A 24032-nucleotide genomic window follows, 5' to 3' on the forward strand; every position below is an offset into this window, starting at 1 on the left:
AAAACCTGTTACTGACCTCGTTTGCGCTTCCTTTTCTTTTTCATTCTATTGGCAAAATCCTGTTCCTCGTAATCCTCGCCCTGTGCTTCGGGAATGAGCAAACCGCCCAACGCTTCAACCAACCCGTCTTCATTTTTATCGGTAGTAACAAAATCAAACAAATGGTGGGGTTCTTCCGCAGGAAGATCTGCATCATTTGTCCTTGCTATTTTCGGTATTAGCTTATCAGGCTCTTTTATCTCCGGCTTAATGTTGTTATTCCAGTAATCATTAAAGGTATTGGCAGAAAGCTCTGTTGCTAAACGTGAACCGTTCCAAACCGTTTTGGAATTGTGGTCAATAAAAGTGATACCGTAAATACGTCCTGTATCATTCCGGCGCACTACTATGTTAATGCCCTGTTCTCCTAACTGCTTTTTAAATGCCTGTTCATCGCTTGTGGTTTTCAGGGCTATGGTAACGGCAGATTTTAGGGTCTGCTTGGTAGGATTGTCTTTCAATGCCGTTTTGCATTTCGCAAAATGCAATTCCAAAGCCGGAAGCCCTGCGCTCTTGCCAAACAAGGAAGCCTTGAACGGATGCCCGGCTCTTTCGCCTTTTTCATTCAACGGAATATATAATAAGCCCTGCTGCATTTTTCCTTGTAATTCGCCCTCTATTTTCTCGGTGGTAATATTGAACAGGGAAAGCAGGGCATTGTATTCGCCCAAAGTTTGGTATTGGTAGTAGTTCGGCAGGTGGCGAACGACCGAAGCTATTTGGCTTTTTACATCGCCCGCCCGATAATCTACCGGACGGAAAACCTTATCAGTCTGGTTACGTTCTTTGTCCGTAGCCGGTATTAAATGATATTGTTTTTCCAGTTCCCGGCATACATTCATCGACCGCATTTTCTCAAATTTGTCCGAAATCTTTTTGCCCTGCTCGTCCACACATACCGATACGATGTGAATGTGGCTGCGGTCAATATCAGTATGCTTGAATACAATAAAAGGCTGCTCGCCGTAACCCATTTCCCGCATATACTGCTGTGCCATTTCCCGAAATTTATCATCATTTACGATGTCTTTCGGGTCGGGATTGAGCGAAATATGCAGCGTATGTTTCTCGGTATTGCGGTTGGCTATCAGATAAGGAGCGAAAGATTGGGCTAATTGCGCAACCGTATATTGACCGCTTGCGGTTTCAATCATCTTATTGGCAAACAGAATTTGTCCGTTTTCTTTTTCAATTTTCAGGTTATTGTATGCCAATGCACCATATAAATTTCCGCTCCTACCGATTTTTGCTATCACTTTTTAGAATGGTTTTTGAGGTATTTTGCTTCAAATTCTTCGGTCAGTTCAATGATTTTTCTACATAACATCGCCATTTCAGCCGTCTGTTTTTCCAGCTTAAAGAGGTAAGCCGATGCTTTTTTCTGTGAAAAATTCTTGTAAAGCAGCTTAATAATCTGGTTGTAATTCACGCCAACGTTGCGGAACTGGCTGTGAAAAGAGGTCAGCCGCATATAAAAATCAACCGTTCCTTTGTCAATCTGAATGGTCTTTATCGTCTTGTCAAAGATGCGGGATTTGATAAAGTGTGCCTTTACATCCATATTCGACTGGTCAAACAGGGCAAGAAACTTGGCGTTTTCCTCTTCGTTAAGAGAAAGCGAATACCTGAATATCGCTGGGTCTGTTTTAAGTGGACGACCAATGGGTTTTCTCACTTGTCTTTTGTTGTTCTCGTTCATAATAAATCCATTTTTAACCTATACAAAACCCTGACTTCGGAAGGTGTTTTCCAGCCCCCTGCAAGGGCAAGTTGTTCTGCATCGGAAAATACTTTTGAGATGCTGAGAACACAACTTGCCGTGTTCTGTTGAACACAAAAATCCGCCCTGCGGGACGGATTGAATGTAACAGGGAAAAACGGCTCGATGCCGTTCCCCATTTTTTCCGATTTGTCAAAATATGCTTGCATAAATCCGTTAATAAAAATCATTCTACAAAGTAACTACCTCTTATTAAGAGTATTGCAATGCGATACCCGGACAAATACTGCCTTTGAACGCCAAACACTGCCACAATGAAATAAGCACCTATCTATCTGCATTTCTTTGTACATAGAAACAGAGATAAGGGCGCAGATAAGTATGCAGGTAACAACATAAGTACCTGATTAAAAAAGTAGCTAAGTGCAATTGTACGGAGATAGAAAAATACCTGCCGACATACCTGAACAGATAGTTGAGCAAGTAAAAATGCAGGTACGCATATCGGCAGATATGCAGATGCAAACCTGCATATCTGCATACAATCCTAAAGAAGTATTCAGGTACATCGCTAATGGAGCGCATACCTGCCTAAGTAATTACATACCTATATGCCTATGTACAGGATGATATAGGTAGAAGCCTGCGGAGATACGGACATAAGTAATTGAGTATATAAATAAGTAAAAACAGTTGTAATATGAACGAAAAACAAAAACCAGTATTTATCGCCTTTTCATCCCAAAAAGGCGGTGTAGGTAAAAGCACCTTTACTACGCTTGTTGCAAGTACAATGCACTACCGGTTAGGCTACAATGTTGCCGTATTCGATGCGGATTTTCCACAGCACAGCCTGATGAAAATGAAAGACCGTGATTTGAAAATGATAATGGAAAACGAGGCTTTGAAAAAGCTGGCGTACAAACAATTTACCACTATCAACAAAAAAGCCTATCCAATAATACAGCACAAGGCAAACAGCGTACTGGAAGAAGCCCACGAATTTGTAAGCAGCTCTTCAGTGCCACTTGATGTGGTATTCTTTGACCTGCCCGGAACGGTGAACACACCCGGCATCCTGAAAGCACTGGCAGGAATGCACCACATTTTTACGCCCATTACGGCAGACCGTGTGGTAATGGAAAGTACGCTCATTTTCACACAGCTTTTGCAGGACGTGATTATGAAGAAAGGAGAAACCGATATAAAAACCATTAACCTGTTTTGGAACCAAGTGGATGGAAGGGAAAGTACCCCGCTATACGGTATATATAATCAGCTTATCGAACAGTTAGGGTTAAGCCTGATGCAAAGCCAAATCAAAAACAGCACACGCTTCCGCAAGGAAAGCGAAGTAAACAGCAAAACCATATTTCGCTCAACCCTGATGCCGCCCGATGAGCGGCTGATGAAAGCCTGCCAGTTGGACGAGTTTATGAGCGAATTTTTAAAAATCATTCAATTATAGTCCTATGGAGAAAGACAATAAGAAAAAAGTAACGCCCGATATTAACGAGGAGCTGATGATGAACCTGATGGTAGATGGTGTAAAAAAAGAGGGCTTACAGCTTCCGCCAGAAACCGCCGATGAACCGGAGCAGAAAGTAAGTGTGCGGGAAGAACCGACAAGGGAAAAGCCTGCGGTTAAAGAGAAGAGCAGGACCAAAAAGGCAACCGAAGCCGATTACGAAAGTATCTTTTTCAAAAAGTCGGAAACCAATGCCCGTGATGGGAAAACGGTCTATATCCGACCAGAGTTTCACGAAAAGCTGACACGTATTATACAAGTAATTGGTGAAGACAAGATTAGTATTTACGCTTATTTGGATAACCTGTTGGATTATCACTTTCAGGAATTTGGCGAACAGATTACCAAGAGCTATAACGATAAGTATAAACCCATTTAATAATTGGAGCTATGGAGATTGTAATTGTAATATGCCTGCTGATAGTCATTGCCTTGCTTTTGCAGGACAAGATTGTCATTAAGAAAAGGTCGGAGCAAAAGCCGACAAAGGGAAAAATCAATCCGCACCTTCCCGATATTATGGGGCAGCCTAAACCGAAATTAAGCCATTCAGTGCCAAACACTGCCAATGAAAGCCAAATAGAGGAAGTGGAGATAAACCTTGATAATTTAGACATTGAATATGACGAAAACGAAAACGTCAGCATTCAAATTCCGCAGGAAGAACTGGACGAAGTTTTCAGCAATATACCTGATTTGGAAGATGAGGAAGAAGACTGGAACAGGTACGGAATACCCAATGGCGATGACGGTTTTGCCCAAGGGGTTACCTTCGAAGAACTAAGCTCCGTGGGGGTATTGCTCCAAAAAGAAAAATTGGAAACAGCCCAAAAGGAAACAGCGGTAGCCATAGTTCAGAAATTACAGGGAACCGAACTATTCAGCCTATTGGAAAATTCTGTGGCGGATGCTTCCCGAAAGATAGCCGAGCTTTTGGATAGTAGCCTTTCAACTGAAACAGAACCCGGTTCTTCCACCTTGCGGAAAAATGATTTGGGGAATTTTGACATTGGGGAGTTCTTATAGACTTCCCTTTGTCTTTTTAAATTCCGTTTTCCGAGAACTCTTCAAACGCAGAATAGTTTTTTATTCCTTTAGACTTGTTCACTTTTCCCATAATTGTGCAATCAATCCGGCTTTTTAGATAGGATGCTAAATCATCAAAATGCCGAACATCAATATAATTAATTCCTGATGCTTTATATCTTTTAGATAATGAAATAGTAAAAGCAGCCCAGTTGAATTTTTCTCCCTTTTTACTTAGTTCAATTTGTTTCCAATCGCCATATCTTTTTTTTAAATAATCAATATAGTTCTTCTTAGAAAGCTCTTTCCCCAATGCTCCGTCAGGTAATTCAATTTTTGCTTTTACAGGCTTGGATTTTTTTACAAACTTTGGAAAATACTTATGTAGCAAAGCCTCTGATTGTTCAATATGCTTTGTAACGGTGTCCCATCCCCAATAATATAAATGAAATGGAAGTTCCTTTTCTTTTCTGATTTGATTGAGGTATTCCTGTATTTGCACATCGTCACGGAAGGTAGAAACAAAAACAAATTTGTCGAAATCAATAGCTAAGTCCCTCGATTTTTCTAAATCGGTGTTTATATCCTGAATTAGATTTTTCCTGATAGTTTCATCCTTTCTTCCAATGCTCTTCAATTTGCATTGAATAACCGTTTTGGTTTTAGTAGAAAAGACATCAATTCCTTTCTGATTTTGTCCTTTTACACCAAACGTCTGAAAGTCTGTATTCTCATATGACGAAGTATTCTCTACAAAATTGAATAAATCACAAGTAAGTTCCTCAAATAACCTTTCATCTTTTAAAGGAGGTAGTTGATAGTTCGCCATCTAAAAAAATCGTTTAAAAATTGTTTCCTGTTCGGTATCTGAATATTCAGCAATCACTTGTTTTGACCAATCAAAATCAAACTTTCCAAACTTATTTTCATCGCCGTTTAAATCAATTTCATCTTCATTGAAAGTAAGTATATATTGAAAGTTATGCAGCTCGTTCGATTTGTGGTACATATAGTTCAGGACATTGGATATTGTTTTGTATGATATGGCGTGAAATACACCATCGTGTACAAGAAAATCAGGGATATTGCGTTTATCAATCCTGCTTTTTAAGAATACCATTAAATCATACGCTACAATTTTCAAACGTTCCTGTCCCAAAGCATCTGCTTTTGGAATTTCCAGACTTATTTTAAATGGCAACTGATTTCTTGGCGAAGTAGAGTTTAATGTGATATTAAAATAAGAATTATCAAATTCTTCATCCAAATAGATAGCATTTTCAAGAATTTGCTGAAATAATAATCTCAACTCATCAAGATAGGTTTGTTGCTTATTTAGTTCACTAACAATATCTCTCTTTAATTCTGCAATGACAATATTGGAATTTCCTAATATTTCCTCTATTTCGTCAATTTCCCTTACAATTGAGGTGTTCCGTTCTAAAAGTGTTTTTTCATTCACTAATCTTTCGTAGGTACTCTCAATCCTGTCCAATGCACCTCTCTCTTTTAGCAATGAAAATAATTGGCTCCTGTTCTTTTCTAATTTTTCAAGCTGTGTTAAACTTTGGTCTATTGATGATTGTAATTTCTTTTCTTCTTCCAATAAATATTTATTTCTATTCGCCAGAAGTTGTTTTTTAAAGTCTATAACTTCATCTAAACTCTTTTTTACAAAGTTGCCAAATGTAGATACGGTTTCATTGTAGAGCTTACGAATTTTGTCCAGGTCGATAGATGTTACATCATTGTAAGAGGATTTGAGTTTTTCTAATTTACGGTTTGTATTATGATAGATGACAGATTGCTCGTTAATTTCAGATATAACCTGATTTAGCTTTTGCTCTATCTCTTTGTGATTAGCAAGAAAGTTGTACTCTTTCAGGCTATTCTCAAGTGCTACAATATCTTTTTCGATTTTTAGCCGCTCGGTTCTAAACTCCTGAATATCTTTCCCTGTATCTGCCTTAACCTTTTCTGATAATGATTTTACTGTATTATTGTATCTTTCATATTCAGAAGAAACTTCGTTATATTTTAAAAGTGTTTTAGTCGGGAGATTAAGCAAATAAAAATTATACAACGCCTTTTCTCTTGCATTGGCGTTATAAGAAACAAAATTTAAAGGGTCAACTCTCTGCTGACTTTGCAAGTCATCCTTAACAAAAAATTCCATCAACGTTCCATATCTTTTTCCCTCAAAGAATACTTCGTTGTTCTCTGTCGGAAAAAATATCCCTTCCAGCAATTTCGGCATTTCAGATTTTTCATATTCATCGAGAGCATCCGGTCGCTTCCCGAAAAATATTTTTTTTGTATCGGCAAAGCCCCTCTTGAGAAAATATTTTTGTTCCTGTACTTCAATTTCTAAAGTAATCGTGTGTTCATCCTCACGTAAAAAGTCATACTTTTTTTGAGCAAATCTTTTTTCTGCTTTACCGCTTAGTAAGGTAAAATCAACAAGCCTGACCAACGTAGATTTGCCAATACCATTAATCCCTCGTGCTTCTTTATCCCCAGAGTATTTGCCCAATATGATGTTTATTCCATTGTGAAATGGAACAGCATCTATAAGGTTGGTTTCTGAATATATTCTAATTAACATTGTCGAATAAACTTGTTTGATTTTCTTCTTGGCTTTCTTTCTTTACCAATTTAATTTTATATCCTTTTTTCTCAATACTGCCAATTGTATGCAAAAAGGTTAAAGCATACAGAAAAAGGTCGGGTGTTCTATCTTTATCCCTGTTTAAAAACTTATTCATTATATCATCCACGATGGTATATTTGTTTTTAAAAGGGGAATTGCCCATAATACTAATAATATCTGCTCCCAATACCATAAGATTGGTTTTAAGATTGCTTTCTGGCTGCGGTAATATCATAGTTCATTTTCTGTTTTTCTGCCTATTAAACACTGCTCAAACATATAAAGCAATATAGATTTTACACACTTCACATATTCATCATCTTTAATGTTTCCATATGCTGTTGTATATTGGTCGGTTAGATTATATAATCTATCCTTGAAATTTCCTGAAAGTTTATTGTAATCATTTATAACTCTTCTTTTCAGGGTATTAATCTCATCATCGTTATATCCCGAAAGTATATTGGTAATCGTGTTAAATTCTGCCATAACCAGTACCATTTCCGAGTTCATTCCATCCCAATCTTCCTGCTCAAAGTTGAGTTCGATTTTCTTTTGGGGAGGGACTAATGATTTCCTGTCGAAATGCAGAGCCTTATCTTCTTCGCTTGAAGCATTCAATAAGTCATTAATAATTTCCTGAATATAGTCCTGTATAAAAAAGTTCTCAATCCCCAAATAAGCTGCAAGTTTTCTTTTTTTACTTGATACAAGTTCATCAACAATAGAAAGAATTTGGTCTATACCCTTAATCGAAGTATCGCCGTCCAAACTCTGAATTAGCGTAAATTGTTCCGGTGATACTTCGTGGTTTACGTACATTTCCCAATTTGGAAATTTGTCTTTCCAGTTTTTCTGGTATTTTTCGAAATCTCCTTCTTTGTTTGTTGCCCCTAAAACTTTCGTTTCAAAATCAGTTTTGCTATATTTTCTTGGTGCGTAACAAGCCAATATTTTTTGTTCGGGTAAAATAGTACCGTCATTGCCTTTATCCTTATTCCTTCTAATGGGCGTATAGTTATCAACGCCATATTTCAAAAGAAACAGTTCATCAATAAATTCTTCGAACTCAAATCCTTCTTTGGATTGAATTTGCATTTTAAAAGCGTTCTTCAATAATTTATCCATATACAAATCAGAGTTCCAAATTAATTTTAACTGTACCGTCAAATCCCTTTTCTACTATCTCTTTAAGGGTTTGAAGTTTGATATTATTGCCATAATCAGTTTCAACCTTAGAAATGTAACTCCTTTTCTTACCCACTTTTTGGGCTAATTGTTCTTGAGTTAGCTGTCTTTGTTCTCTGGCTTCCTTCAGCATTTCTCCAATATGTCTGCCTGATATTTTCATCTCAAAAAGGATTAAAATTGACTTTATTACGAATGTACAAATGTAATTTAAAAGTTGCATTGAACCAACTGTAAATTGTATAAAAAGCATTTGAAAATTTCCACTCTCGTTCTGAAAATTCCCACCAACAAAGCCACTCACAGCCAAACACTTCCTTTGACTGCCACTTTCTTATAACGCCTCTTTTTCCACAAGACATTTGTCCCGAAAGCTCGCAAGGTGCGGGATAAAATGTAACAAATAAATGTGTTTCAATTATGGAAAAACAGAGAAAAAAAGTTTTGCTGGCAGCCGTGGCGATGCTGTCAGGAATTGGTGCGTTCGCACAGGGAAACGGTTCGGCAGGTATCAACGAAGCTACTCAAATGGTAACAAGCTATTTCGACCCCGCCACCCAATTAATCTACGCCATCGGTGCGGTGGTTGGGCTCATCGGAGGCGTTAAGGTGTATAACAAATTCAGCTCCGGCGACCCTGACACGAGCAAGACTGCGGCAAGCTGGTTTGGTGCGTGTATCTTCCTGATTGTTGCCGCTACCATCCTGCGTTCATTCTTCCTGTAATCCTTTGCTTATGAATAGTTACAATATTAACAAAGGCATTGGGCGTACAGTAGAGTTCAAAGGATTGAAAGCGCAATACCTGTTCATTTTCGCAGGCGGACTGCTCGGTACGCTTATTCTCGTGATGATACTGTATATGGCAGGCGTAAACTCTTACATCTGCCTGTTCATCGGAGCAGGGGGTGCTTCGCTCATCGTATGGCAGACCTTTTCACTGAACCAAAAGTACGGCGAACACGGGCTGATGAAAGTGGGTGCAAGAAAACGGCATCCTCGATACATCATCTGCCGCAAGCCTGTACACAGGTATTTAAAATTCACTTCTAAACCAAAAGCCGTATGAGAAATGTAGCAAAGACCTCCACTTTGGAAAGCAAATTTCCATTGCTGGCAGTAGAGAACAACTGCATACTTTCCAAAGATGCGGACATTACCGCCTGTTTTGAAGTGCGTTTACCGGAACTGTTCACGGTAGCTTCTGCGGAATATGAAGCCATTCACTCCGCTTGGCACAAGGCGATTAAGACCTTACCCGATTTTACGGTCATTCACAAACAGGATTGGTACATCAAAGAAAGCTACGCCCCCGATTTGGCACAGGAAGATCAGAGTTTTTTATCGAAATCTTATCAACGCCATTTCAACGAGCGACCATTCCTGAACCACTATTGCTACCTGTTCCTGACAAAAACCACCAAAGAGCGTATGCGTATGCAAAGCAACTTCAGTTCGCTTTGCAAAGGCACACTCATACCAAAGGAAATCAGGGATAAGGAAGCGATACATCGCTTTATGGAAGCCGTAGCACAGTTTGAGCGTATTGTGAACGATAGCGGTTTTGTGAGCCTGCAACGATTGAGCGAAGAAGACATCATCGGTACAAATGAAAAGCAAGGATTGCTGGAACAGTATTTTACCCTTTCGAGGGAAGCAGGAACGCCGATGCAGGACATCGCACTCGGTGCTGAAGAAGTCCGTATCGGAAACAAAAGGTTGTCTTTGCACACCCTGTCCGATACGGACGATTTGCCCGGAACGGTATCGGCAGATACACGTTTTGAAAAGCTATCTACCGACCGTAGCGACTGCCGTTTGTCGTTCGCTGCACCTGTGGGGTTGTTGTTGAGCTGCAACCATATCTACAACCAGTATTTGTTTTTGGATAACAGCGAAGCGAACCTGCAAAAGTTTGAAAAATCAGCAAGGAATATGCACTCATTGGCTCGGTACAGCCGTGCCAACCAAATCAACAAAGAGTGGATAGAAAAGTACCTGAACGAAGCACATTCGTTCGGGCTTTCCTCTGTTCGTGCGCATTTTAATATTATGGCGTGGTCGGAAGACCCTGCCGAACTCAAACAGCTAAAGAATGATTGCGGTAGTGCGTTAGCACTGATGGAGTGTAAGCCACGCCACAACACTACGGATGTTGCCACGTTGTATTGGGCTGGAATGCCGGGCAATGCCGGCGACTTTCCGGCAGAGGAAAGTTTTTACACGTTCATAGAGCCAGCCTTATGCTTCTTTACCGAAGAAACCAATTACCACAATTCGCCGTCCCCATTCGGGGTAAAAATGGCGGACAGGCTTACAGGCAAGCCTATCCATTTGGATATATCAGATTTGCCAATGAAGCGTGGCATTATCACGAACCGGAACAAATTCATTCTTGGTCCGTCAGGTTCGGGTAAATCGTTCTTCACAAACCATATGGTAAGGCAGTATTTCGAGCAGGGCGCACACGTACTGTTGGTAGATACGGGTAATTCCTATCAGGGTTTGTGCGAATTGATTAAGGGGAAAACCAAAGGCGAAGACGGGGTTTATTTTACCTATACCGAAGACAATCCCATTGCCTTTAACCCTTTTTATACCGATGACGGCGTGTTCGATATTGAAAAGCGTGAAAGTATCAAAACTTTGATACTAACGCTTTGGAAAAGGGACGATGAACCGCCGACCCGTTCGGAAGAAGTGGCATTATCCAATGCCGTTAGCGGTTATATCGAGCGTATCAAAACGGAAAACGTGTACCCATCATTTAACGGCTTCTACGAGTATGTAAAAGGCGATTACCGCAAGGTATTGGAGCAAAAGCAGGTAAGGGAAAAAGACTTTGACATTGCCAATTTCCTCAACGTATTAGAGCCTTATTACAAAGGCGGCGAATACGATTACCTGCTGAACTCAAACAAGCAGTTAGACCTGCTTTCCAAACGCTTTATCGTGTTTGAAATTGATGCCATCAAAGACCACAAAATCCTCTTTCCCATAGTCACGATTATCATTATGGAGGTGTTCATCAACAAGATGCGCCGACTGAAAGGTATCCGTAAGCTCATCCTGATTGAAGAGGCTTGGAAAGCGATTGCCAAAGAGGGAATGGCGGAATACATCAAGTACCTCTTTAAGACCGTTCGCAAATTCTTCGGAGAAGCGATTGTCGTAACGCAAGAGGTCGATGATATTATCCAGTCGCCCATTGTGAAAGAAAGTATCATCAACAACTCCGATTGTAAAATCCTCTTAGACCAGCGCAAGTATATGAATAAGTTTGACGATATACAGGCAATGCTGGGGCTTACCGATAAGGAGAAAGGGCAGGTACTTTCTATCAATATGAACAACGACCCATCAAGGCTTTACAAAGAAGTCTGGATTGGTTTAGGTGGTACGCACTCGGCAGTCTATGCCACCGAAGTTAGTTTGGAGGAATACCTCGCCTATACCACCGAAGAAACCGAAAAAATGGAAGTAATGCAGCTCGCTGCTGAACTGGACGGAAACGTGGAACTCGCCATTAAGCATATCGCTATGCAACGGCGTGACAATTCAAATCAATAGTCATTAACAATTTAAAATTTCAAGAAAATGAAAAAAATCCTTTTTATGGTGTGTACGGCACTAATGCTTGCCGTTGCACCGTCCGCAAAAGCCCAATGGGTAGTAACCGACCCCGCAAACCTTGCATCGGGCATTCTCAACAGTGCGAATGAAATCGTACAGACTTCTTCCACCGTAAGCAATGTGGTTAAGAACTTCAACGAAGTGAAGAAAGTGTACGAACAGGGCAAGGAATATTACGACAAGCTGAAAGCCGTCAACAACCTTGTGAAAGATGCCCGTAAGGTGCAGCAAACGGTTTTGCTGGTAGGCGATGTTTCGGAAATGTACGTGCAGAATTTCGGCAAGATGATGAACGACCCCAATTTCTCGCCGCAAGAGCTGACCGCTATCGGTAACGGCTACTCCGCATTGCTCAATGAAAGTACCGAACTGCTGAAAGAACTGAAGCAAATCGTAACCTCATCCAGCCTTTCGCTGAACGACAAAGAGCGTATGGACATCATCGACCGTGTGTACAAAGAAGTAAAAGACTACCACAGTCTTGTACGCTATTACACCAACAAAAATATTTCTGTAAGCTACCTGAGAGCGAAAAAGAAAAACGATGCCAAAAGGGTGCTTGACCTATACGGAACTGCTAACCAAAAATACTGGTAACAATGGAATGGGATAATCTTCACGAACTCCTGCGTTCGCTTTATGACGATATGATGCCGCTTGCAGGCGATATGGCGGCAGTGGCTAAAGGTCTTGCGGGATTGGGTGCATTATTCTATGTGGCATTAAAGGTTTGGCAGGCTTTAAGCCGTGCCGAACCTATTGATATGTTCCCATTGTTACGCCCGTTTGCTTTGGGGCTTTGCATTATGTTTTTCCCAACCATTGTATTGGGAACTATCAATGCAGTGCTAAGCCCCGTTGTAACGGGAACACATTCCATACTCGAAGACCAGGTGCTTGACCTGAACAAGCTGCAACAGCAGAAAGACCAACTGGAATATGAAGCAATGGTCAGAAATCCCGAAACCGCCTATATGGTATCGGACGAAGAGTTTGACAAGAAGCTGGATGAATTGGGCTGGTCGCCCTCCGACATCGGCACGATGGCGGGTATGTATATGGACAGGGGTGCTTATCAAATAGAAAAAGCCATAAAGGATTGGTTTCGCAATCTACTGGAGATACTCTTTCAGGCGGCGGCTTTGGTTATTGATACCATAAGAACATTTTTCCTGATAGTCCTCTCCATACTCGGACCGATTGCCTTTGCAATTTCCGTATGGGACGGCTTTCAGTCCACGCTCACGCAGTGGCTCACGAGGTATGTGAGCGTTTACCTGTGGTTGCCTGTTTCCGATTTGTTCAGTTCGATGCTGGCAAGGATACAATCGCTGATACTGGAAAAGGATATAGCAATGCTTTCAGACCCGACCTATATACCCGACACCTCCAATACGGTGTACATCATCTTTATGATTATCGGCATCATCGGGTACTTCACTATCCCGACAGTAACAGGCTGGGTAATCCAAGCTGGAGGCGCAGGAAACTTTACCCGCAATGTAAACTCAACAGCAATGAAAGCAGGAAACCTTGCCGGAGCCGGAGCTGGTTCAACGGTTGGAAACATCGGCGGTCAGTTACTTAAAAAATAATGTAAAACAATAATCATTCTTAAAAATGGAATTTAAAACGCTAAGAAATATAGAAAACAGCTTTCGGCAGATACGTTTATATGCCATCGTGTTTGCCGTTCTCTGCATAGGCGTAGTAGGATTTGCCGTGTGGAAATCGTACAGCTTTGCAAATGAACAAAGGCAAAAAATCTATGTGCTGGATAATGGCAAATCACTGATGCTTGCCTTGTCGCAGGATGCCAGTATTAACCGACCTGTGGAAGCAAGGGAACACGTCAGGAGATTTCACGAATTGTTCTTCACGCTTGCACCCGATAAGAACGCTATTGAAAGCAATATGAGCAGGGCGTTCAACCTTGCCGATAAATCAGCTTTCGACTATTACAAAGACCTGTCTGAAAAGGGCTATTACAGCCGTATCATTTCGGGTAATGTTCAGCAACGAATTGAGGTAGATAGTGTGGTGTGCAATTTCGACAATTACCCCTATGCAGTGCGCACCTATGCCAAACAGTTCATCATCCGTTCGAGCAACGTAACACGCCGTAACCTGATTACTTCCTGCTATCTCGTCAACTCCGTTCGTTCGGATAACAACCCGCAGGGATTTAACATCGAAAAGTTTGCGGTAGTAGAAAACAAAGACATCGAAGTTATCGAACGCTAAAAATTAAGGATATGAAACAGTTACTTGATTTAGACGCATTCGCAAAAACGCTGACCGATAAAGGGTATGACGGTTATTTCCAAACGGAGGCAGCTTATGCCGACAAAATCAAAGACAGCATCAGCAGGTTTTTAGAGGCTTGTAAAAATGGGATGGATAAACCGATGTTGCCCAACATTATGATGCTGACAACTTACCTGCAATGGAATGGCGATGATAAGCCAAAGGTTGAATGCAATATGTGGGTAAAGTATGAAGACGGTCTTTTTGATGTACAGAAGATGAATATTGAAAGGATAGACCAATACGGGCAATTATTGAAACAATCCAAACTGACAGACCTCTCTACAAGCTCGGTTCCGACAAGGAAAGAAGCCATTGCCCAAGTGTCTGACAAACCTAAAGAACAGTTGTCTTCCCCGAAAAGGCGGTTTAAAATGCGATAACCGAAAATCATTAAAGTATGAAAAAATTAAGAGCAACTATGGACAGGTTTTTTGATAAGCTCGATGAGCGTTGGCGGGCTTTGCCAGTGCGCAAGCAGCATCAATACACGTTGTACTTTTTTGTGGGTTATCTCTTGCTTACGGCAGGGGTTATTGGCAAAGTAGTGTACGATACGGGCAAGCCGAATGATACCATCAACATCAGGCATATCGAGAACCCTGTCCTCAAAAGTAAAAATCCTGCAAGGTTGCAGGATAGTGTATCAACAATTTTAAAAAATCAGTTTTATGAAAGAAAATGAAAAAAGGGTCAGCATTCTCGTTGAGGAAGGCGACCAAAGTAAAGCATCCAATCTGCTGGATGATAAAAAGAACAGCAAAGACCGCCTTAAAAAGCCCTTGATATTCGGTTTGATGGCGATTGTCTTCTTAGGCTGTATGTACCTCATCTTTAAACCGTCAAAGGATAAAAAAGAGGTCGAAAACATCGGGCTGAACGATGCTGTTCCACAAGCTACCGGGGCAGGAATGCCCGACAGCAAAGGCAAAGCGTATGAGCAGGAAATGCTGGAACAAAAAGACCAGGAGAAACGCAATGCCCTTACCACGCTATCCGATTATTGGAATGAGGACAGCTCATCTGCCAACGCCAAGAGCGAAGAAGATTTTGTAGAAGAGGAAGAAAGCAACGGCTATGGCAGTGGCAGAAATTCGGGACGTTATGGCAATCCTGCCTTGAACAGCTACCGAAATACACAAAGCACGTTAGGCTCATTCTATAATAACGACAATGCAGAAACAATGGAACTCCGCAGGCAATTGGATGAGCTAAAAGAAAAACTGGCTGATAAAGATGTACCTAAAGCAACAACAGTAGATGACCAGCTTGCCCTGATGGAGAAATCCTATCAAATGGCTGCAAAATATCTTCCGCAAGGTAATAGCAGCAATGGAGAAGCCACACCCACAAACGGTACAGCTTCGGGAGCTTCGACTGCCAGCCAAAAAGAGCATTTTGTATCATTTACGCCCACAAGGAAAAACACCGTATCAGCCTTGTATCGTGAGCCAACAGACAGCGAATTTTTGAACGATTTAAACCAGACCAAAAACAGGGGCTTCTATACCGCAGGTTCTACTGAACAGGTGGTACAGCCGAAAAACAGCATCAAAGCCTGCGTACACGATGCACAAACCGTTGTTGGGGAAACGGGCGTAAGGCTTCGTTTATTAGAGCCTGCCAAAACGCCTAATCGTACCATTCCCAAAGGAACTATCGTAACGGCGAATGCCAAGTTTCAGGGCGGTCGTTTACAGCTAAAGGTTACTTCGGTAGAACTGGAGGGTAATATCATTCCCGTAGATATTACCATTTACGATTTGGACGGGCAGCAAGGCTTGTACGTTCCGTATTCGCCCGAAATGAACGCACTTACCGAAATGGCGGGCAATATGAGCCAGACAGGAGGAACGAGCGTGATGCTTACGCAGAATGCCGGACAACAGGTTGCTGCCGATTTAAGCAGAGGCATTGTACAAGGAATTTCGGGCTATTTCGCAAAGAAAGTACGTACACCAAAGGTTACGCTCAAAGCAGGGCATCAGGTCTTCCTTGTATCAAAACAATAATGTTAAACTAAAATAATTTTATAATGAAAAATCTTTTTAAAACACTTTGGGCATTTGCTCTGACTATCGGCTTAGCCGTAAATTCTTTTGCGCAGGACAGCATCAGAACTCCGCTTGCATTGGGCAAGATAGAACCATACAAAATGGAAGTAACCTACGATAAAACTTCGCACTTGATTTTCCCGACTGCCATTCGTTACGTGGATTTGGGAAGCGAATACCTGATTGCAGGTAAAGCCGAAGATGCGGAAAACGTACTACGAGTAAAAGCATCGGTAAGGAACTTTGAACCGGAAACGAATTTTTCAGTAATTACCAATGATGGACGTTTTTACAGTTTCAGTGTGTATTACAGTTCCTACCCTGAAGCAACAAGCTATGACCTGCTAACAATGCAAAAATCAGTAGATAGAACCAACGGAAACGATGTGCTTTTTGAAGAATTGGGCAACAATTCGCCCTCACTGGCAGGCTTGTTACTGGAAACCATTTACAAGAAAGACAAGCGCATTGTAAAGCATATCGGGGCTAAGAGTTTCGGCATTCAGTTTATCCTCAAAGGCATTTACATACACAACGGCAAATACTATTTCCATACCGAACTGCGTAACAAAACCAATGTTCCGTTTGAGATTGATTTTATCAATTTCAAAGTGGTGGATAAAAAGGTTGCCAAACGTACCGTAGTGCAGGAAATTCCTTTGACACCGCTTAGGACTTACAAACCATTGGACGGCATAAAAGGAAAATCTACCGAGCAAAATGTATTCCTCTTAGACCAATTTACCATTGCCGATGATAAGATACTTCTGATTGAGATTTTCGAGAAGAACGGCGGCAGGCATCAAACATTGCAGGTGGAAAATTCGGATTTAATCAAGGCTCGTTTGATTGACGATATGCACCTGAAATTTTAATAACCCATTTAAAACAACAGTAATAAAATGAAAAAGTATATCTATACCGTGATGCTCGTTTTAATGGGTATCACAACGACACAGGCACAGCGAATGCTGCCGAAACAGAAAGGGTTGGAAGTAAATGTTGGTGTGCTGTCCGATGATAAAATCGGCAACGATTATTATATCAATATCGGTATGACCGTGAACGGTAAGAACGGCAATTACCAGCTTTGGGCGTTGGAATATACGCACCAATACCACGATTATAAAGACCTCCGCATCCCGCAGGAAACTTTTACAGCCGAGGGCGGTTACAGCTTCTTCCTTTTGGGCGATGCCCGGAAGAACATCACGCTGAATGCCGGAATAACCGCCGTAGCAGGTTATGAAAGCATCAACCGTGGCGAACCGATGTTGTATGACGGAGCGAAGATATTGGACGAGGACAATTTCATTTACGGAGCTGGCGGACGACTGACCTTTGAAACGTACCTTTCTGACCGATTTGTATTAGTCCTGCAAGGGCGTACAAAAGTCTTTTGGGGTACGGATTTACGACAGTTCCGACCGTCGGCAGGTGTGGGATTAAGGTTTAACTTTTAAAACGTAAAAAACGATGATAGCAATATTCAATAAATTCAGAACAGGGCTACTGCCATTATATATATTCCTGGCAATCCTCACAGCTTCGGTTACGTTGGTATCTTGCAGCAAAGATGATGAACTCGAAATACAGAACAATTTTCCTTTCGAGGTCAATGTAATGCCAGTGCCTAAAGATGTTGCCAACGGACAAACCGTAGAAATACGCATTACCATACAGCGTACAGGCAATTACAGCAACACGCAGTATTTTCTTCGCTACTTCCAGTTTGATGGTCAGGGAACGTTGCAATACTACAATGAGCCGCCGTATCAGCCCAACGACCTGTACCAGTTACCAACGGAGCAGTTCAGGCTGTATTACACGTCAACGTCTGCCGTATCACAATCTTTTGATGTTTGGATTTCGGACAGCTTCGGGAACGAAAAGCAGATAACTTTTCAGTTTAACAGCAGCGATTAAGAGCAGTATTCCAATTCATAAATAACGGCTTATCTGATGGGTAAGCCGTTTTTAATTTTAAATTCGATAGTTGCTAAAGAAATAATTTCTTATCCTTGCAATAATGAAAAAGGGTATTATCCTTTCGGTTTACCAAATTTGAGTAAGTTATTATTTCCATAAACAATGAAAGCGGCTTGCCTTTTTGGGTAAGCCGTTTTCGCATTTTATAAAACTGCTGATTTTACAGACTATGGAAATAAAAATTAGAAAGGAAGAAAAGGAAGATTTCAAAAAAGTTTTTGAACTCATTCGCCTGGCTTTTGAAAACGAGGAATTGAGCGACCATAAAGAACAGTTCTTGGTGGAACGGTTACGCAATTCTGATGCGTTTGTCCCCGAATTATCACTTATTGCCGAAGTAGATAATCAAATTGCGGGATATATATTGCTCACAAAAATTAATATTGAAGACAAGGATAAAAACACTTACACCTCGCTTGCGTTAGCCCCTGTTGCTGTGTTGCCGAATTATCAGGGAAAAGGTATTGGCGGCAAACTCATACAAGCTGCCCACGATATAGCAAAAAAAATGGGCTTTGGCTCTGTGATGCTGTTAGGACACGAAAACTATTACCCTAAGTTTGGCTATAAGCTGACCAAAGAATTTGGGATAAAGCTGCCATTTGAAGTTCCTGAAGAAAACTGTATGGCAATAGAACTATCGCAAAATGCGCTGCAAAATGTAAGCGGTGTAGTTCGGTATCCGAAAGAGTTTGAAATTGAATAATGCCACGGATATTTTTCGTAAATTCAAACAGTGGAAATAAAGTATTTTTGGTATGGTTGCATCATTGGTAATAGGTATTATATTTTTGGTTGCAGGACTGGGACTTCGCTACTGGATTAACCGGAGAAAGTTTTACAGGCGCAGCCCTATGGGAGCAGAGGGCTTCTCATCTTATGAAAGTTCGGTTTTCATTAATTTCGTGGAAAGGGTCGGTAAATGGATAGCTTACGGGCTGATTATTTTCGGTCTGTTGTCGCTGTGGGTTTATTGGCGTGAGAAAAAAGAAAAACAACAACCTGAAGTAAAAATAGAACAACCTGCCGAACGCAGATAGTTATTACAGCATACATTTTTTAAGCAAATCGGATAGCCCAAAAGCTATCCGATTTTTTTATTTACGGCTTAGTAAATCGCCAAACGCTACCTCTCAAAGCCAAACCCTGCAACTTTCCCCAATGCCGTACTAAGCCTTTATAAATTCAACTTCCATAGCAAAATTGAGCAAACAATGGAAGTAATCGCAATACAAAAATCCGCACTGGACGGAATGAAGAATGAGCTGAAAGCACTTTTGGAACTTACCGAAAATGCCACGCAGAAATACACGCCAATTTTTGCGCAAGAGCAATGGCTCGATAACCAGGAAGTGTGTTTGATGATGAACATTACCAAGCGGACTTTGCAGACGTATAAGGACAAAGGGTTATTGCCTTATTCCAGACTGAACCGTAAAAATTATTATAAACGCTCGGATGTACAGGCTTTGCTCGAAGCCGGACAACCGTACAATACTGCCGAAAATGGATTTATTCACGAATGACAATGAAGAAATCATTGCCCATCAGGAAATGATAACACAGCTAAGAACCCGTATCGAAAGCATATTGAAAAACTACCGCCCTGTAATGAACGGAGAAATTTACCTTTCGGGCGAAGATGTGTGCAAGCTGCTCCATATCAGCAAACGCACTTTACAGCAGTACCGTGATGATAATATACTGCCGTATATACAAATAGGCGGTAAGATTATTTATAAGGAAAGCGATATCCTGACTATACTGGAGCAAAATTACATTTCACAAAAAATTGTTTGACTGTAATCTTTTTTGTATTATATGCTGTCAAAAAAGGACGAGTTTAGTATCTTTGTTGTCGAAAATATAGAAAATACTTAAAGTTGTTTTTGCTTTAAGTTCCGCATTAGAAACTGGTAATTTTTAAAACCCCGGAACGAATAAGTAAGAACGCTCACGTTATGGCGTGGGCGCTCGCTTATTTGGGGGTCAGGCGTACCAGTGCCTTAATGCCAGTAAGTGTGGTTGCCTGCGCCTCTTTTTTTTGCAGGTTCCACTAACTTGATAAACATTAAGAGTTATGGACGGCAAGGATATTTTTTACCCCGAATTTGACCACCCTGCTACGCAATTATCAGCGTTCTCTCTCTGCATTGATGTTTTTATCATATCCCTTAAAAACGGGGAAATTGTACATTTTAAACCTAACGAGATAGCACACTTTAAAGATTGGCTTGACCGTTTTAAAGTCAGGGACATTGAGGTCGATAAAGGAATACCTTACGTTACTCGAACTCCGAATTTATCTAAAGCTCCCAACGGATTTTTTAACCTCATCAAACTAAGCAAAAAGAAAATGAGCAAAGAACAAATAATAAAGGTAGGGATGATAGATGACCACGATATGCTTAGAAAGGGTATTTGTGATTTTCTAATGGGTTTCGGTTTTGAAATACTTTTTGAAGCCGAGAATGGAAAAATGGCAATGAAAAAAATGGAGGAAATCGAAGTTGTTCCCGATGTAATGGTTGTTGATATAAATATGCCGGTAATGAATGGTTTTGAAACCGCTAAAGCATTGAATGAAAAATATCCGCAAACCAAAGTCCTGGCTTTTAGCATTAATGATGATGTACAGGATGTAGTAAAGATGCTTCAGCGTGGCGTAAAAGGGTATATACTGAAAGGCGCAGACCCCGAAGAACTTAAAAAAGCCATAACCGTTATAAATGATGGAGGACATTATTTTAGTGCTGGCGTAGCCGAAATTGCAAAAGAATACTATAAACAGTTTCCGCAATAACAGGTTTCTTTGTTACTTTCTTTTCCGCAGAACTCACGAAAGAAAGTAATCCCCCAATAATAAATTATGGGATAATGAATATCCCAAGCAATAATGTCGCAACCTGTTTGGTAAAATGGAAAAGAAAGGATTTGTGTAAGGGCGCATTTTGCTAAAGGGGATTGCACCAATTTAAAGCAAAAAGACTGCCCAACCATCGGGAGGATCTGTCTTTTTGCCGCCCGACTTTTCGGGTCAGGCGGCTGCTATTTTAGCTTATGGTTTTTAAATACTCGTCATAACGTTCCGTTATATCCTTGCCTTTCCTGAACGTGTCTTTTGTGTAGCTGTAATGCTCTTCAAAGAACTTTACTTCTTTGGTGGTAAGGTCTATTAAATAGCGGTAGTCTGCGTTTATCCGCCTTTCATCCATTGTACAATGCTCCGTAAGCATTTCGAGTTCTTGCTCACTGTTGTCAAGGGATAACAAAGGCAAAAAAAGCCTTTCAACGATATATCCCTGTTCGGGTGCGCTGCTGCTGTCGGCAACGCAAATAAGAGATTTGCCGTTGCTCAATTTGATATGAAGATTTGAACGTGTCATAAATTGAAATTGGGGTTTATTGATTAAGCCGTTAATTGGATTAATGAAAATTCTTCCGTCCAAAATTCCTCGCTGGTGTGCTTGCCGTATGCTGTATAGTAGCCTGTACCGTTTGCACGCAATACAAGCCTGTAACAGTCCAATCGGTTTTCGGGTGCGGTAAACATTTCCTGCTCCCCCTCGTCAAGCTCCACAAATGCCCATTCTTTATCGTTTAGCATTTCTTCAATGTTCGGGGTATCGTCTTCGCCTGTGCAATAAAAATCTACTGCCGTATCATAGTAGTTCATTGAGCAGAAATAATGATTGCCCTCTAACGGCTTAACCAATGCAAGCCGTTTTGCCTGTTCCTGTTTCCATTCTTCGGATAGATGGATAATTGCAAACTCGCAATTATCCCATTCGCTATTGGTGTTGGCTTTAACCAAAATATGTGCTGTCGCTTTATCGGATAGTTTCATCGTTCTAAATTTTAATGGTGTTTAACTGATTTTCGATTTTACGTTCTAATAGAGTGTCGAGTATTTCCCATTCGCTGTCGTACTCCTTGCCCTCAAAATGGTAGGTGTCTGTTTCCTTGTCTAATTCGTAGCTGTCAAAATCTTCGTCTTCCAGATAAATATCTATGAGTAGCTTGTCAGAAAACATTGTCCTGCCATATACCAAACAACCTAATTCCTCATAATCCAATTGGAAATCTATGTTGTAATGCTCGGCTATCTGCTTAACTGCTTCCGCATTTGGCGACCATTTTGTTTGATAATTGAATATTCCCGTATCGCTTTCGTAAACCTCAAAGAAATATCCGCCGTTACTGTCGTCTATGAAATCGGGCAGTTGTCCGCAATTCTCTTTCCTTTCTCTTTCAGCCATTGATTTGAATAGCTGTGTTACCTGTTCGATTGCTTCAGGCTTCCCCTCGAAGACAACCGTATTGTTGCACCAATTTGGCATAATTATTTATCGTTTAAGGTTATTTTTAATAAAGGCTCACTTCCGAATATTAGGTGTATAGCCTGTTTTAGATTGGGTTTACAGTCCTCTGTCTGTGCATATTCGATAAGGCAGTGCATCGCAAATATTGCGTTGTATCCGTCAAAAAAATGGTCTGCAAACCAGCGTGGTTTTTTGAGAAGTTTGTCCTCGTTCTTCTCGATTATCCTGTGTGCATCCTGCACAAGCCTGTACCAAAATTCTGCGGTAAAAAAGCCCTTTTGATACCAACCCTCACGAATGGTAATTTCATTTTTCAGAAAGTATTCGCACTGCTTTTTTACGGCGTTCTGAATGTTCGCCATTTCTTCGGGGAATAGCCTGCAAAGCAATTCGCCTTTATCTAAGTTGTCCATTTTATGTAATGCTTTCATATTGTTGTTTTATAGTAGGCTACCACCATTTAAGGCGGTAGCCTGTTGTTATCTAATTAAGGTTTAGGATTTCCGCACCGTCCAAAGCAAATGCGGTACACAATTCAAATGCTTTCTGTGATTTGAGTTGGGCAGTACCACCCAATACAATGCTCTGTAATTTGGCTTCATCATCTTTGTAATTGCGTACATTCTGAAAGTAGCCTGTAACAGCGTTGTATGCTCCGAACAAAGTCCCTTTGGTCGTGTTCATCTGTTGTGCATCATCTGTCATAGCATATAGAAGCGCATTATCAACCACGTTTTTGAACACGGTGGAAACTTCATCGTCAGCCCCTTTGTTGATAAGGTCAAGTGTTTCTTTGTTCGGGCAAAGTGCCAACTGGATTAGCTTTCTTACTTCTCGGTCTGATACTTTTACCTTTGTCCAATTATTGAAAATGCCCTCTAATTGGTTGCTCAATGTGTTGGCAAGCCCCATAATCTTGTGGGCGTTCTCGATACGTTGTTTTGCTCCCGAAGTATGTTTGATACGGACTACATTGGTCATACTGCGTAGTGAGGCATTCAGCGTGTTTTGGCATACGATACGGATAGGCGTAAATGCTGCGGTAATACTTCCGCTACCATCGTGCGAAGTGGTTAGAAAAATGTACTTTTCCGTTACATCATCGCCATTGCCTACACGGATATAATCGGGCAGTTTGGCAGTGATAAAGATGCGTTCCCCTTTGCCCAATGCCCCTGCGGTTTCGTACAGGATACCTTCGCCACCACCTACAATAGCATCAAAAAAATTAAAGGCTTCCCGATTTTGTACAATGTGGTAATCCTTACCGACTACACCCAATACTGCATTGTTATCGGTGCGTATGTTAGCGAAATAGTTAGGTACTTCTAATTCGGTGCTACCTATTTCTATACCGTTGGCAGTTTCGATAATGCCCGAACCTTTGGTAAACAGTGGGGATTTTACGACATCGTAATCTAACCCTGCGTATTTGATAGCTTCCTCGCTCGTTGGGTATTGCTCTACGATTTGCCCCAAACCGTGCCACGCTTTTTGCTGTACTGAAAAGAAACTGTGCTTTCCTGTTTGCTCGTTGAAATGAATGTTATGTGCCATTTTGATAAATTTTGATGTT

At 40.9% G+C, this 24032-nt stretch carries 32 protein-coding genes; 20 read left to right on the plus strand and 12 right to left on the minus strand.

What is annotated here, in order from left to right:
- Positions 1–8: 8 nt before the first annotated feature.
- Together mobB and mobA are read right to left on the minus strand one after the other, a co-directional pair.
- On the minus strand, positions 9–1295 hold the full coding sequence (gene mobB / locus NAT50_RS10300; protein ID WP_024567746.1) for a conjugal transfer protein MobB: 1287 nt from the start codon (positions 1293–1295) through the stop codon (positions 9–11).
- Positions 1292–1738, minus strand: coding sequence for a conjugal transfer protein MobA (gene mobA / locus NAT50_RS10305; protein WP_002996037.1), 447 nt, complete (start codon positions 1736–1738; stop codon positions 1292–1294). The genes mobB and mobA overlap by 4 nt, the downstream gene beginning before the upstream one ends.
- A 721-nt stretch (positions 1739–2459) precedes the next feature.
- Between mobA and NAT50_RS10310 the strand changes: the two genes are divergently transcribed.
- From NAT50_RS10310 to NAT50_RS10320, 3 genes are read left to right on the plus strand one after another with little or no spacing between them, the layout of a single operon-like run.
- Positions 2460–3227, plus strand: a complete 768-nt coding sequence (locus NAT50_RS10310; protein ID WP_024567747.1) for a ParA family protein — start codon at positions 2460–2462, stop codon at positions 3225–3227.
- A 4-nt stretch (positions 3228–3231) separates the two neighbouring features.
- The gene (locus NAT50_RS10315; RefSeq protein WP_002996029.1) at positions 3232–3666 is read left to right on the plus strand and encodes a DUF3408 domain-containing protein; all 435 of its coding nucleotides are present in this window, start codon (positions 3232–3234) and stop codon (positions 3664–3666) included.
- An 11-nt stretch (positions 3667–3677) separates the two neighbouring features.
- Positions 3678–4313, plus strand: a complete 636-nt coding sequence (locus NAT50_RS10320) for a hypothetical protein (protein ID WP_002996027.1) — start codon at positions 3678–3680, stop codon at positions 4311–4313.
- A 16-nt stretch (positions 4314–4329) separates the two neighbouring features.
- Here the strand turns inward: NAT50_RS10320 and NAT50_RS10325 are convergent, their stop codons facing one another.
- Genes NAT50_RS10325 through NAT50_RS10345 form a run of 5 tightly spaced genes read right to left on the minus strand, consistent with a single transcriptional unit; the run spans position 4330 to position 8314 of the window.
- A complete protein-coding gene (locus NAT50_RS10325; RefSeq protein WP_002996025.1) occupies positions 4330–5142 on the minus strand; it encodes a hypothetical protein in 813 nt (270 codons plus the stop codon).
- Complete coding sequence (locus NAT50_RS10330) at positions 5143–6918, minus strand: DUF2326 domain-containing protein (RefSeq protein ID WP_002996024.1); 1776 nt, start codon at positions 6916–6918, stop codon at positions 5143–5145.
- Positions 6908–7198 (minus strand): hypothetical protein, encoded by a 291-nt coding sequence (locus NAT50_RS10335; RefSeq protein WP_002996022.1) that lies wholly within the window; start codon positions 7196–7198, stop codon positions 6908–6910. Before NAT50_RS10335 ends, NAT50_RS10330 begins: the two co-directional genes overlap by 11 nt.
- The gene (locus NAT50_RS10340; RefSeq protein ID WP_198001572.1) at positions 7195–8061 is read right to left on the minus strand and encodes a hypothetical protein; all 867 of its coding nucleotides are present in this window, start codon (positions 8059–8061) and stop codon (positions 7195–7197) included. The genes NAT50_RS10335 and NAT50_RS10340 overlap by 4 nt, the downstream gene beginning before the upstream one ends.
- Positions 8062–8098: 37 nt before the next feature.
- Complete coding sequence (locus NAT50_RS10345) at positions 8099–8314, minus strand: helix-turn-helix domain-containing protein (RefSeq protein ID WP_109570615.1); 216 nt, start codon at positions 8312–8314, stop codon at positions 8099–8101.
- A gap of 257 nt (positions 8315–8571) precedes the next feature.
- On the opposite strand from NAT50_RS10345, the gene NAT50_RS10350 reads away from it, so the two are divergent.
- From NAT50_RS10350 to NAT50_RS10430, 17 genes are all read left to right on the plus strand, one after another.
- Positions 8572–8877: a DUF4134 domain-containing protein gene (locus NAT50_RS10350; RefSeq protein WP_002979435.1), complete on the plus strand. Its 306-nt coding sequence runs from the start codon at positions 8572–8574 to the stop codon at positions 8875–8877.
- Between the two features lie 10 nt (positions 8878–8887).
- Positions 8888–9220: a DUF4133 domain-containing protein gene (locus NAT50_RS10355; protein WP_002996016.1), complete on the plus strand. Its 333-nt coding sequence runs from the start codon at positions 8888–8890 to the stop codon at positions 9218–9220.
- Positions 9217–11721 carry a TraG family conjugative transposon ATPase gene (locus tag NAT50_RS10360; RefSeq protein WP_024567749.1) on the plus strand — a complete coding sequence of 835 codons (2505 nt, stop codon included), beginning with the start codon at positions 9217–9219 and terminating at the stop codon, positions 11719–11721. The genes NAT50_RS10355 and NAT50_RS10360 overlap by 4 nt, the downstream gene beginning before the upstream one ends.
- Positions 11722–11748: 27 nt before the next feature.
- On the plus strand, positions 11749–12381 hold the full coding sequence (locus tag NAT50_RS10365) for a DUF4141 domain-containing protein (protein ID WP_002996013.1): 633 nt from the start codon (positions 11749–11751) through the stop codon (positions 12379–12381).
- Between the two features lie 2 nt (positions 12382–12383).
- The gene (gene traJ, locus NAT50_RS10370) at positions 12384–13379 is read left to right on the plus strand and encodes a conjugative transposon protein TraJ (protein WP_002996010.1); all 996 of its coding nucleotides are present in this window, start codon (positions 12384–12386) and stop codon (positions 13377–13379) included.
- A gap of 25 nt (positions 13380–13404) precedes the next feature.
- Positions 13405–14028 (plus strand): conjugative transposon protein TraK, encoded by a 624-nt coding sequence (gene traK / locus NAT50_RS10375; protein ID WP_002996009.1) that lies wholly within the window; start codon positions 13405–13407, stop codon positions 14026–14028.
- An 11-nt stretch (positions 14029–14039) separates the two neighbouring features.
- Positions 14040–14474, plus strand: a complete 435-nt coding sequence (locus NAT50_RS10380) for a hypothetical protein (protein ID WP_002996007.1) — start codon at positions 14040–14042, stop codon at positions 14472–14474.
- Positions 14475–14491: 17 nt separating this feature from the next.
- Complete coding sequence (locus NAT50_RS10385) at positions 14492–14776, plus strand: hypothetical protein (protein ID WP_002996005.1); 285 nt, start codon at positions 14492–14494, stop codon at positions 14774–14776.
- Entirely contained in the window at positions 14763–16103 is a 1341-nt protein-coding gene (gene traM, locus NAT50_RS10390; protein WP_002996003.1) for a conjugative transposon protein TraM, read from the plus strand. Before NAT50_RS10385 ends, traM begins: the two co-directional genes overlap by 14 nt.
- 23 nt (positions 16104–16126) lie before the next feature.
- Positions 16127–17020, plus strand: a complete 894-nt coding sequence (gene traN / locus NAT50_RS10395) for a conjugative transposon protein TraN (RefSeq protein WP_002996001.1) — start codon at positions 16127–16129, stop codon at positions 17018–17020.
- A gap of 27 nt (positions 17021–17047) precedes the next feature.
- On the plus strand, positions 17048–17608 hold the full coding sequence (locus tag NAT50_RS10400) for a conjugal transfer protein TraO (RefSeq protein WP_002995999.1): 561 nt from the start codon (positions 17048–17050) through the stop codon (positions 17606–17608).
- Positions 17609–17621: 13 nt separating this feature from the next.
- Entirely contained in the window at positions 17622–18071 is a 450-nt protein-coding gene (locus tag NAT50_RS10405) for a DUF3872 domain-containing protein (RefSeq protein WP_002995997.1), read from the plus strand.
- Positions 18072–18303: 232 nt separating this feature from the next.
- Entirely contained in the window at positions 18304–18840 is a 537-nt protein-coding gene (locus NAT50_RS10410) for a GNAT family N-acetyltransferase (RefSeq protein WP_002995995.1), read from the plus strand.
- 52 nt (positions 18841–18892) lie between these two features.
- Positions 18893–19174, plus strand: a complete 282-nt coding sequence (locus NAT50_RS10415; protein WP_250593175.1) for a molybdenum ABC transporter permease — start codon at positions 18893–18895, stop codon at positions 19172–19174.
- A gap of 174 nt (positions 19175–19348) precedes the next feature.
- Positions 19349–19660, plus strand: coding sequence for a helix-turn-helix domain-containing protein (locus tag NAT50_RS10420; RefSeq protein WP_002995989.1), 312 nt, complete (start codon positions 19349–19351; stop codon positions 19658–19660).
- A gap of 28 nt (positions 19661–19688) precedes the next feature.
- The gene (locus NAT50_RS10425; protein ID WP_430827366.1) at positions 19689–19934 is read left to right on the plus strand and encodes a helix-turn-helix domain-containing protein; all 246 of its coding nucleotides are present in this window, start codon (positions 19689–19691) and stop codon (positions 19932–19934) included.
- Positions 19935–20214: 280 nt separating this feature from the next.
- A complete protein-coding gene (locus NAT50_RS10430) occupies positions 20215–20937 on the plus strand; it encodes a response regulator (protein WP_002995984.1) in 723 nt (240 codons plus the stop codon).
- A gap of 250 nt (positions 20938–21187) precedes the next feature.
- Here the strand turns inward: NAT50_RS10430 and NAT50_RS10435 are convergent, their stop codons facing one another.
- The 5 genes from NAT50_RS10435 to NAT50_RS10455 are packed head-to-tail and all read right to left on the minus strand — an operon-like array spanning position 21188 to position 24013.
- A complete protein-coding gene (locus NAT50_RS10435) occupies positions 21188–21520 on the minus strand; it encodes a hypothetical protein (protein WP_002995980.1) in 333 nt (110 codons plus the stop codon).
- A gap of 23 nt (positions 21521–21543) precedes the next feature.
- Positions 21544–21981 (minus strand): hypothetical protein, encoded by a 438-nt coding sequence (locus tag NAT50_RS10440; protein WP_002995976.1) that lies wholly within the window; start codon positions 21979–21981, stop codon positions 21544–21546.
- A gap of 4 nt (positions 21982–21985) precedes the next feature.
- Positions 21986–22474 carry a DUF1281 family ferredoxin-like fold protein gene (locus NAT50_RS10445; RefSeq protein ID WP_002995973.1) on the minus strand — a complete coding sequence of 163 codons (489 nt, stop codon included), beginning with the start codon at positions 22472–22474 and terminating at the stop codon, positions 21986–21988.
- Positions 22475–22476: 2 nt separating this feature from the next.
- Positions 22477–22887 (minus strand): hypothetical protein, encoded by a 411-nt coding sequence (locus tag NAT50_RS10450; RefSeq protein WP_002995970.1) that lies wholly within the window; start codon positions 22885–22887, stop codon positions 22477–22479.
- A 52-nt stretch (positions 22888–22939) separates the two neighbouring features.
- Positions 22940–24013, minus strand: coding sequence for a DUF932 domain-containing protein (locus NAT50_RS10455; RefSeq protein ID WP_002995967.1), 1074 nt, complete (start codon positions 24011–24013; stop codon positions 22940–22942).
- Between the last annotated feature and the right edge of the window lie 19 nt (positions 24014–24032).

Origin of the sequence: Flavobacterium luminosum, assembly GCF_023635005.1 — a bacterium.
Taxonomy (GTDB): domain Bacteria; phylum Bacteroidota; class Bacteroidia; order Flavobacteriales; family Flavobacteriaceae; genus Flavobacterium; species Flavobacterium luminosum.

Bases quoted from the DNA above. Each gene is read 5' to 3' on its own strand.
- NAT50_RS10315 (WP_002996029.1), top strand. From the start codon at position 3,232: ATGGAGAAAGACAATAAGAAAAAAGTAACGCCCGATATTAACGAGGAG.
- NAT50_RS10340 (WP_198001572.1), bottom strand. From the start codon at position 8,061: ATGCAAATTCAATCCAAAGAAGGATTTGAGTTCGAAGAATTTATTGAT.
- NAT50_RS10450 (WP_002995970.1), bottom strand. From the start codon at position 22,887: ATGAAAGCATTACATAAAATGGACAACTTAGATAAAGGCGAATTGCTT.
- NAT50_RS10335 (WP_002996022.1), bottom strand. From the start codon at position 7,198: ATGATATTACCGCAGCCAGAAAGCAATCTTAAAACCAATCTTATGGTA.
- mobA (WP_002996037.1), bottom strand. From the start codon at position 1,738: ATGAACGAGAACAACAAAAGACAAGTGAGAAAACCCATTGGTCGTCCA.
- traK (WP_002996009.1), top strand. From the start codon at position 13,405: ATGGAATTTAAAACGCTAAGAAATATAGAAAACAGCTTTCGGCAGATA.
- NAT50_RS10345 (WP_109570615.1), bottom strand. From the start codon at position 8,314: ATGAAAATATCAGGCAGACATATTGGAGAAATGCTGAAGGAAGCCAGA.
- traM (WP_002996003.1), top strand. From the start codon at position 14,763: ATGAAAGAAAATGAAAAAAGGGTCAGCATTCTCGTTGAGGAAGGCGAC.
- NAT50_RS10405 (WP_002995997.1), top strand. From the start codon at position 17,622: ATGATAGCAATATTCAATAAATTCAGAACAGGGCTACTGCCATTATAT.
- NAT50_RS10430 (WP_002995984.1), top strand. From the start codon at position 20,215: ATGGACGGCAAGGATATTTTTTACCCCGAATTTGACCACCCTGCTACG.
- traJ (WP_002996010.1), top strand. From the start codon at position 12,384: ATGGAATGGGATAATCTTCACGAACTCCTGCGTTCGCTTTATGACGAT.
- NAT50_RS10325 (WP_002996025.1), bottom strand. From the start codon at position 5,142: ATGGCGAACTATCAACTACCTCCTTTAAAAGATGAAAGGTTATTTGAG.
- traN (WP_002996001.1), top strand. From the start codon at position 16,127: ATGAAAAATCTTTTTAAAACACTTTGGGCATTTGCTCTGACTATCGGC.
- NAT50_RS10360 (WP_024567749.1), top strand. From the start codon at position 9,217: ATGAGAAATGTAGCAAAGACCTCCACTTTGGAAAGCAAATTTCCATTG.
- NAT50_RS10440 (WP_002995976.1), bottom strand. From the start codon at position 21,981: ATGAAACTATCCGATAAAGCGACAGCACATATTTTGGTTAAAGCCAAC.
- NAT50_RS10380 (WP_002996007.1), top strand. From the start codon at position 14,040: ATGAAACAGTTACTTGATTTAGACGCATTCGCAAAAACGCTGACCGAT.
- NAT50_RS10350 (WP_002979435.1), top strand. From the start codon at position 8,572: ATGGAAAAACAGAGAAAAAAAGTTTTGCTGGCAGCCGTGGCGATGCTG.
- NAT50_RS10400 (WP_002995999.1), top strand. From the start codon at position 17,048: ATGAAAAAGTATATCTATACCGTGATGCTCGTTTTAATGGGTATCACA.
- NAT50_RS10410 (WP_002995995.1), top strand. From the start codon at position 18,304: ATGGAAATAAAAATTAGAAAGGAAGAAAAGGAAGATTTCAAAAAAGTT.
- NAT50_RS10415 (WP_250593175.1), top strand. From the start codon at position 18,893: ATGGTTGCATCATTGGTAATAGGTATTATATTTTTGGTTGCAGGACTG.
- NAT50_RS10445 (WP_002995973.1), bottom strand. From the start codon at position 22,474: ATGCCAAATTGGTGCAACAATACGGTTGTCTTCGAGGGGAAGCCTGAA.
- NAT50_RS10435 (WP_002995980.1), bottom strand. From the start codon at position 21,520: ATGACACGTTCAAATCTTCATATCAAATTGAGCAACGGCAAATCTCTT.
- NAT50_RS10320 (WP_002996027.1), top strand. From the start codon at position 3,678: ATGGAGATTGTAATTGTAATATGCCTGCTGATAGTCATTGCCTTGCTT.
- NAT50_RS10420 (WP_002995989.1), top strand. From the start codon at position 19,349: ATGGAAGTAATCGCAATACAAAAATCCGCACTGGACGGAATGAAGAAT.
- NAT50_RS10310 (WP_024567747.1), top strand. From the start codon at position 2,460: ATGAACGAAAAACAAAAACCAGTATTTATCGCCTTTTCATCCCAAAAA.
- NAT50_RS10385 (WP_002996005.1), top strand. From the start codon at position 14,492: ATGAAAAAATTAAGAGCAACTATGGACAGGTTTTTTGATAAGCTCGAT.
- NAT50_RS10425 (WP_430827366.1), top strand. From the start codon at position 19,689: ATGATAACACAGCTAAGAACCCGTATCGAAAGCATATTGAAAAACTAC.
- NAT50_RS10355 (WP_002996016.1), top strand. From the start codon at position 8,888: ATGAATAGTTACAATATTAACAAAGGCATTGGGCGTACAGTAGAGTTC.
- NAT50_RS10330 (WP_002996024.1), bottom strand. From the start codon at position 6,918: ATGTTAATTAGAATATATTCAGAAACCAACCTTATAGATGCTGTTCCA.
- NAT50_RS10455 (WP_002995967.1), bottom strand. From the start codon at position 24,013: ATGGCACATAACATTCATTTCAACGAGCAAACAGGAAAGCACAGTTTC.
- NAT50_RS10365 (WP_002996013.1), top strand. From the start codon at position 11,749: ATGAAAAAAATCCTTTTTATGGTGTGTACGGCACTAATGCTTGCCGTT.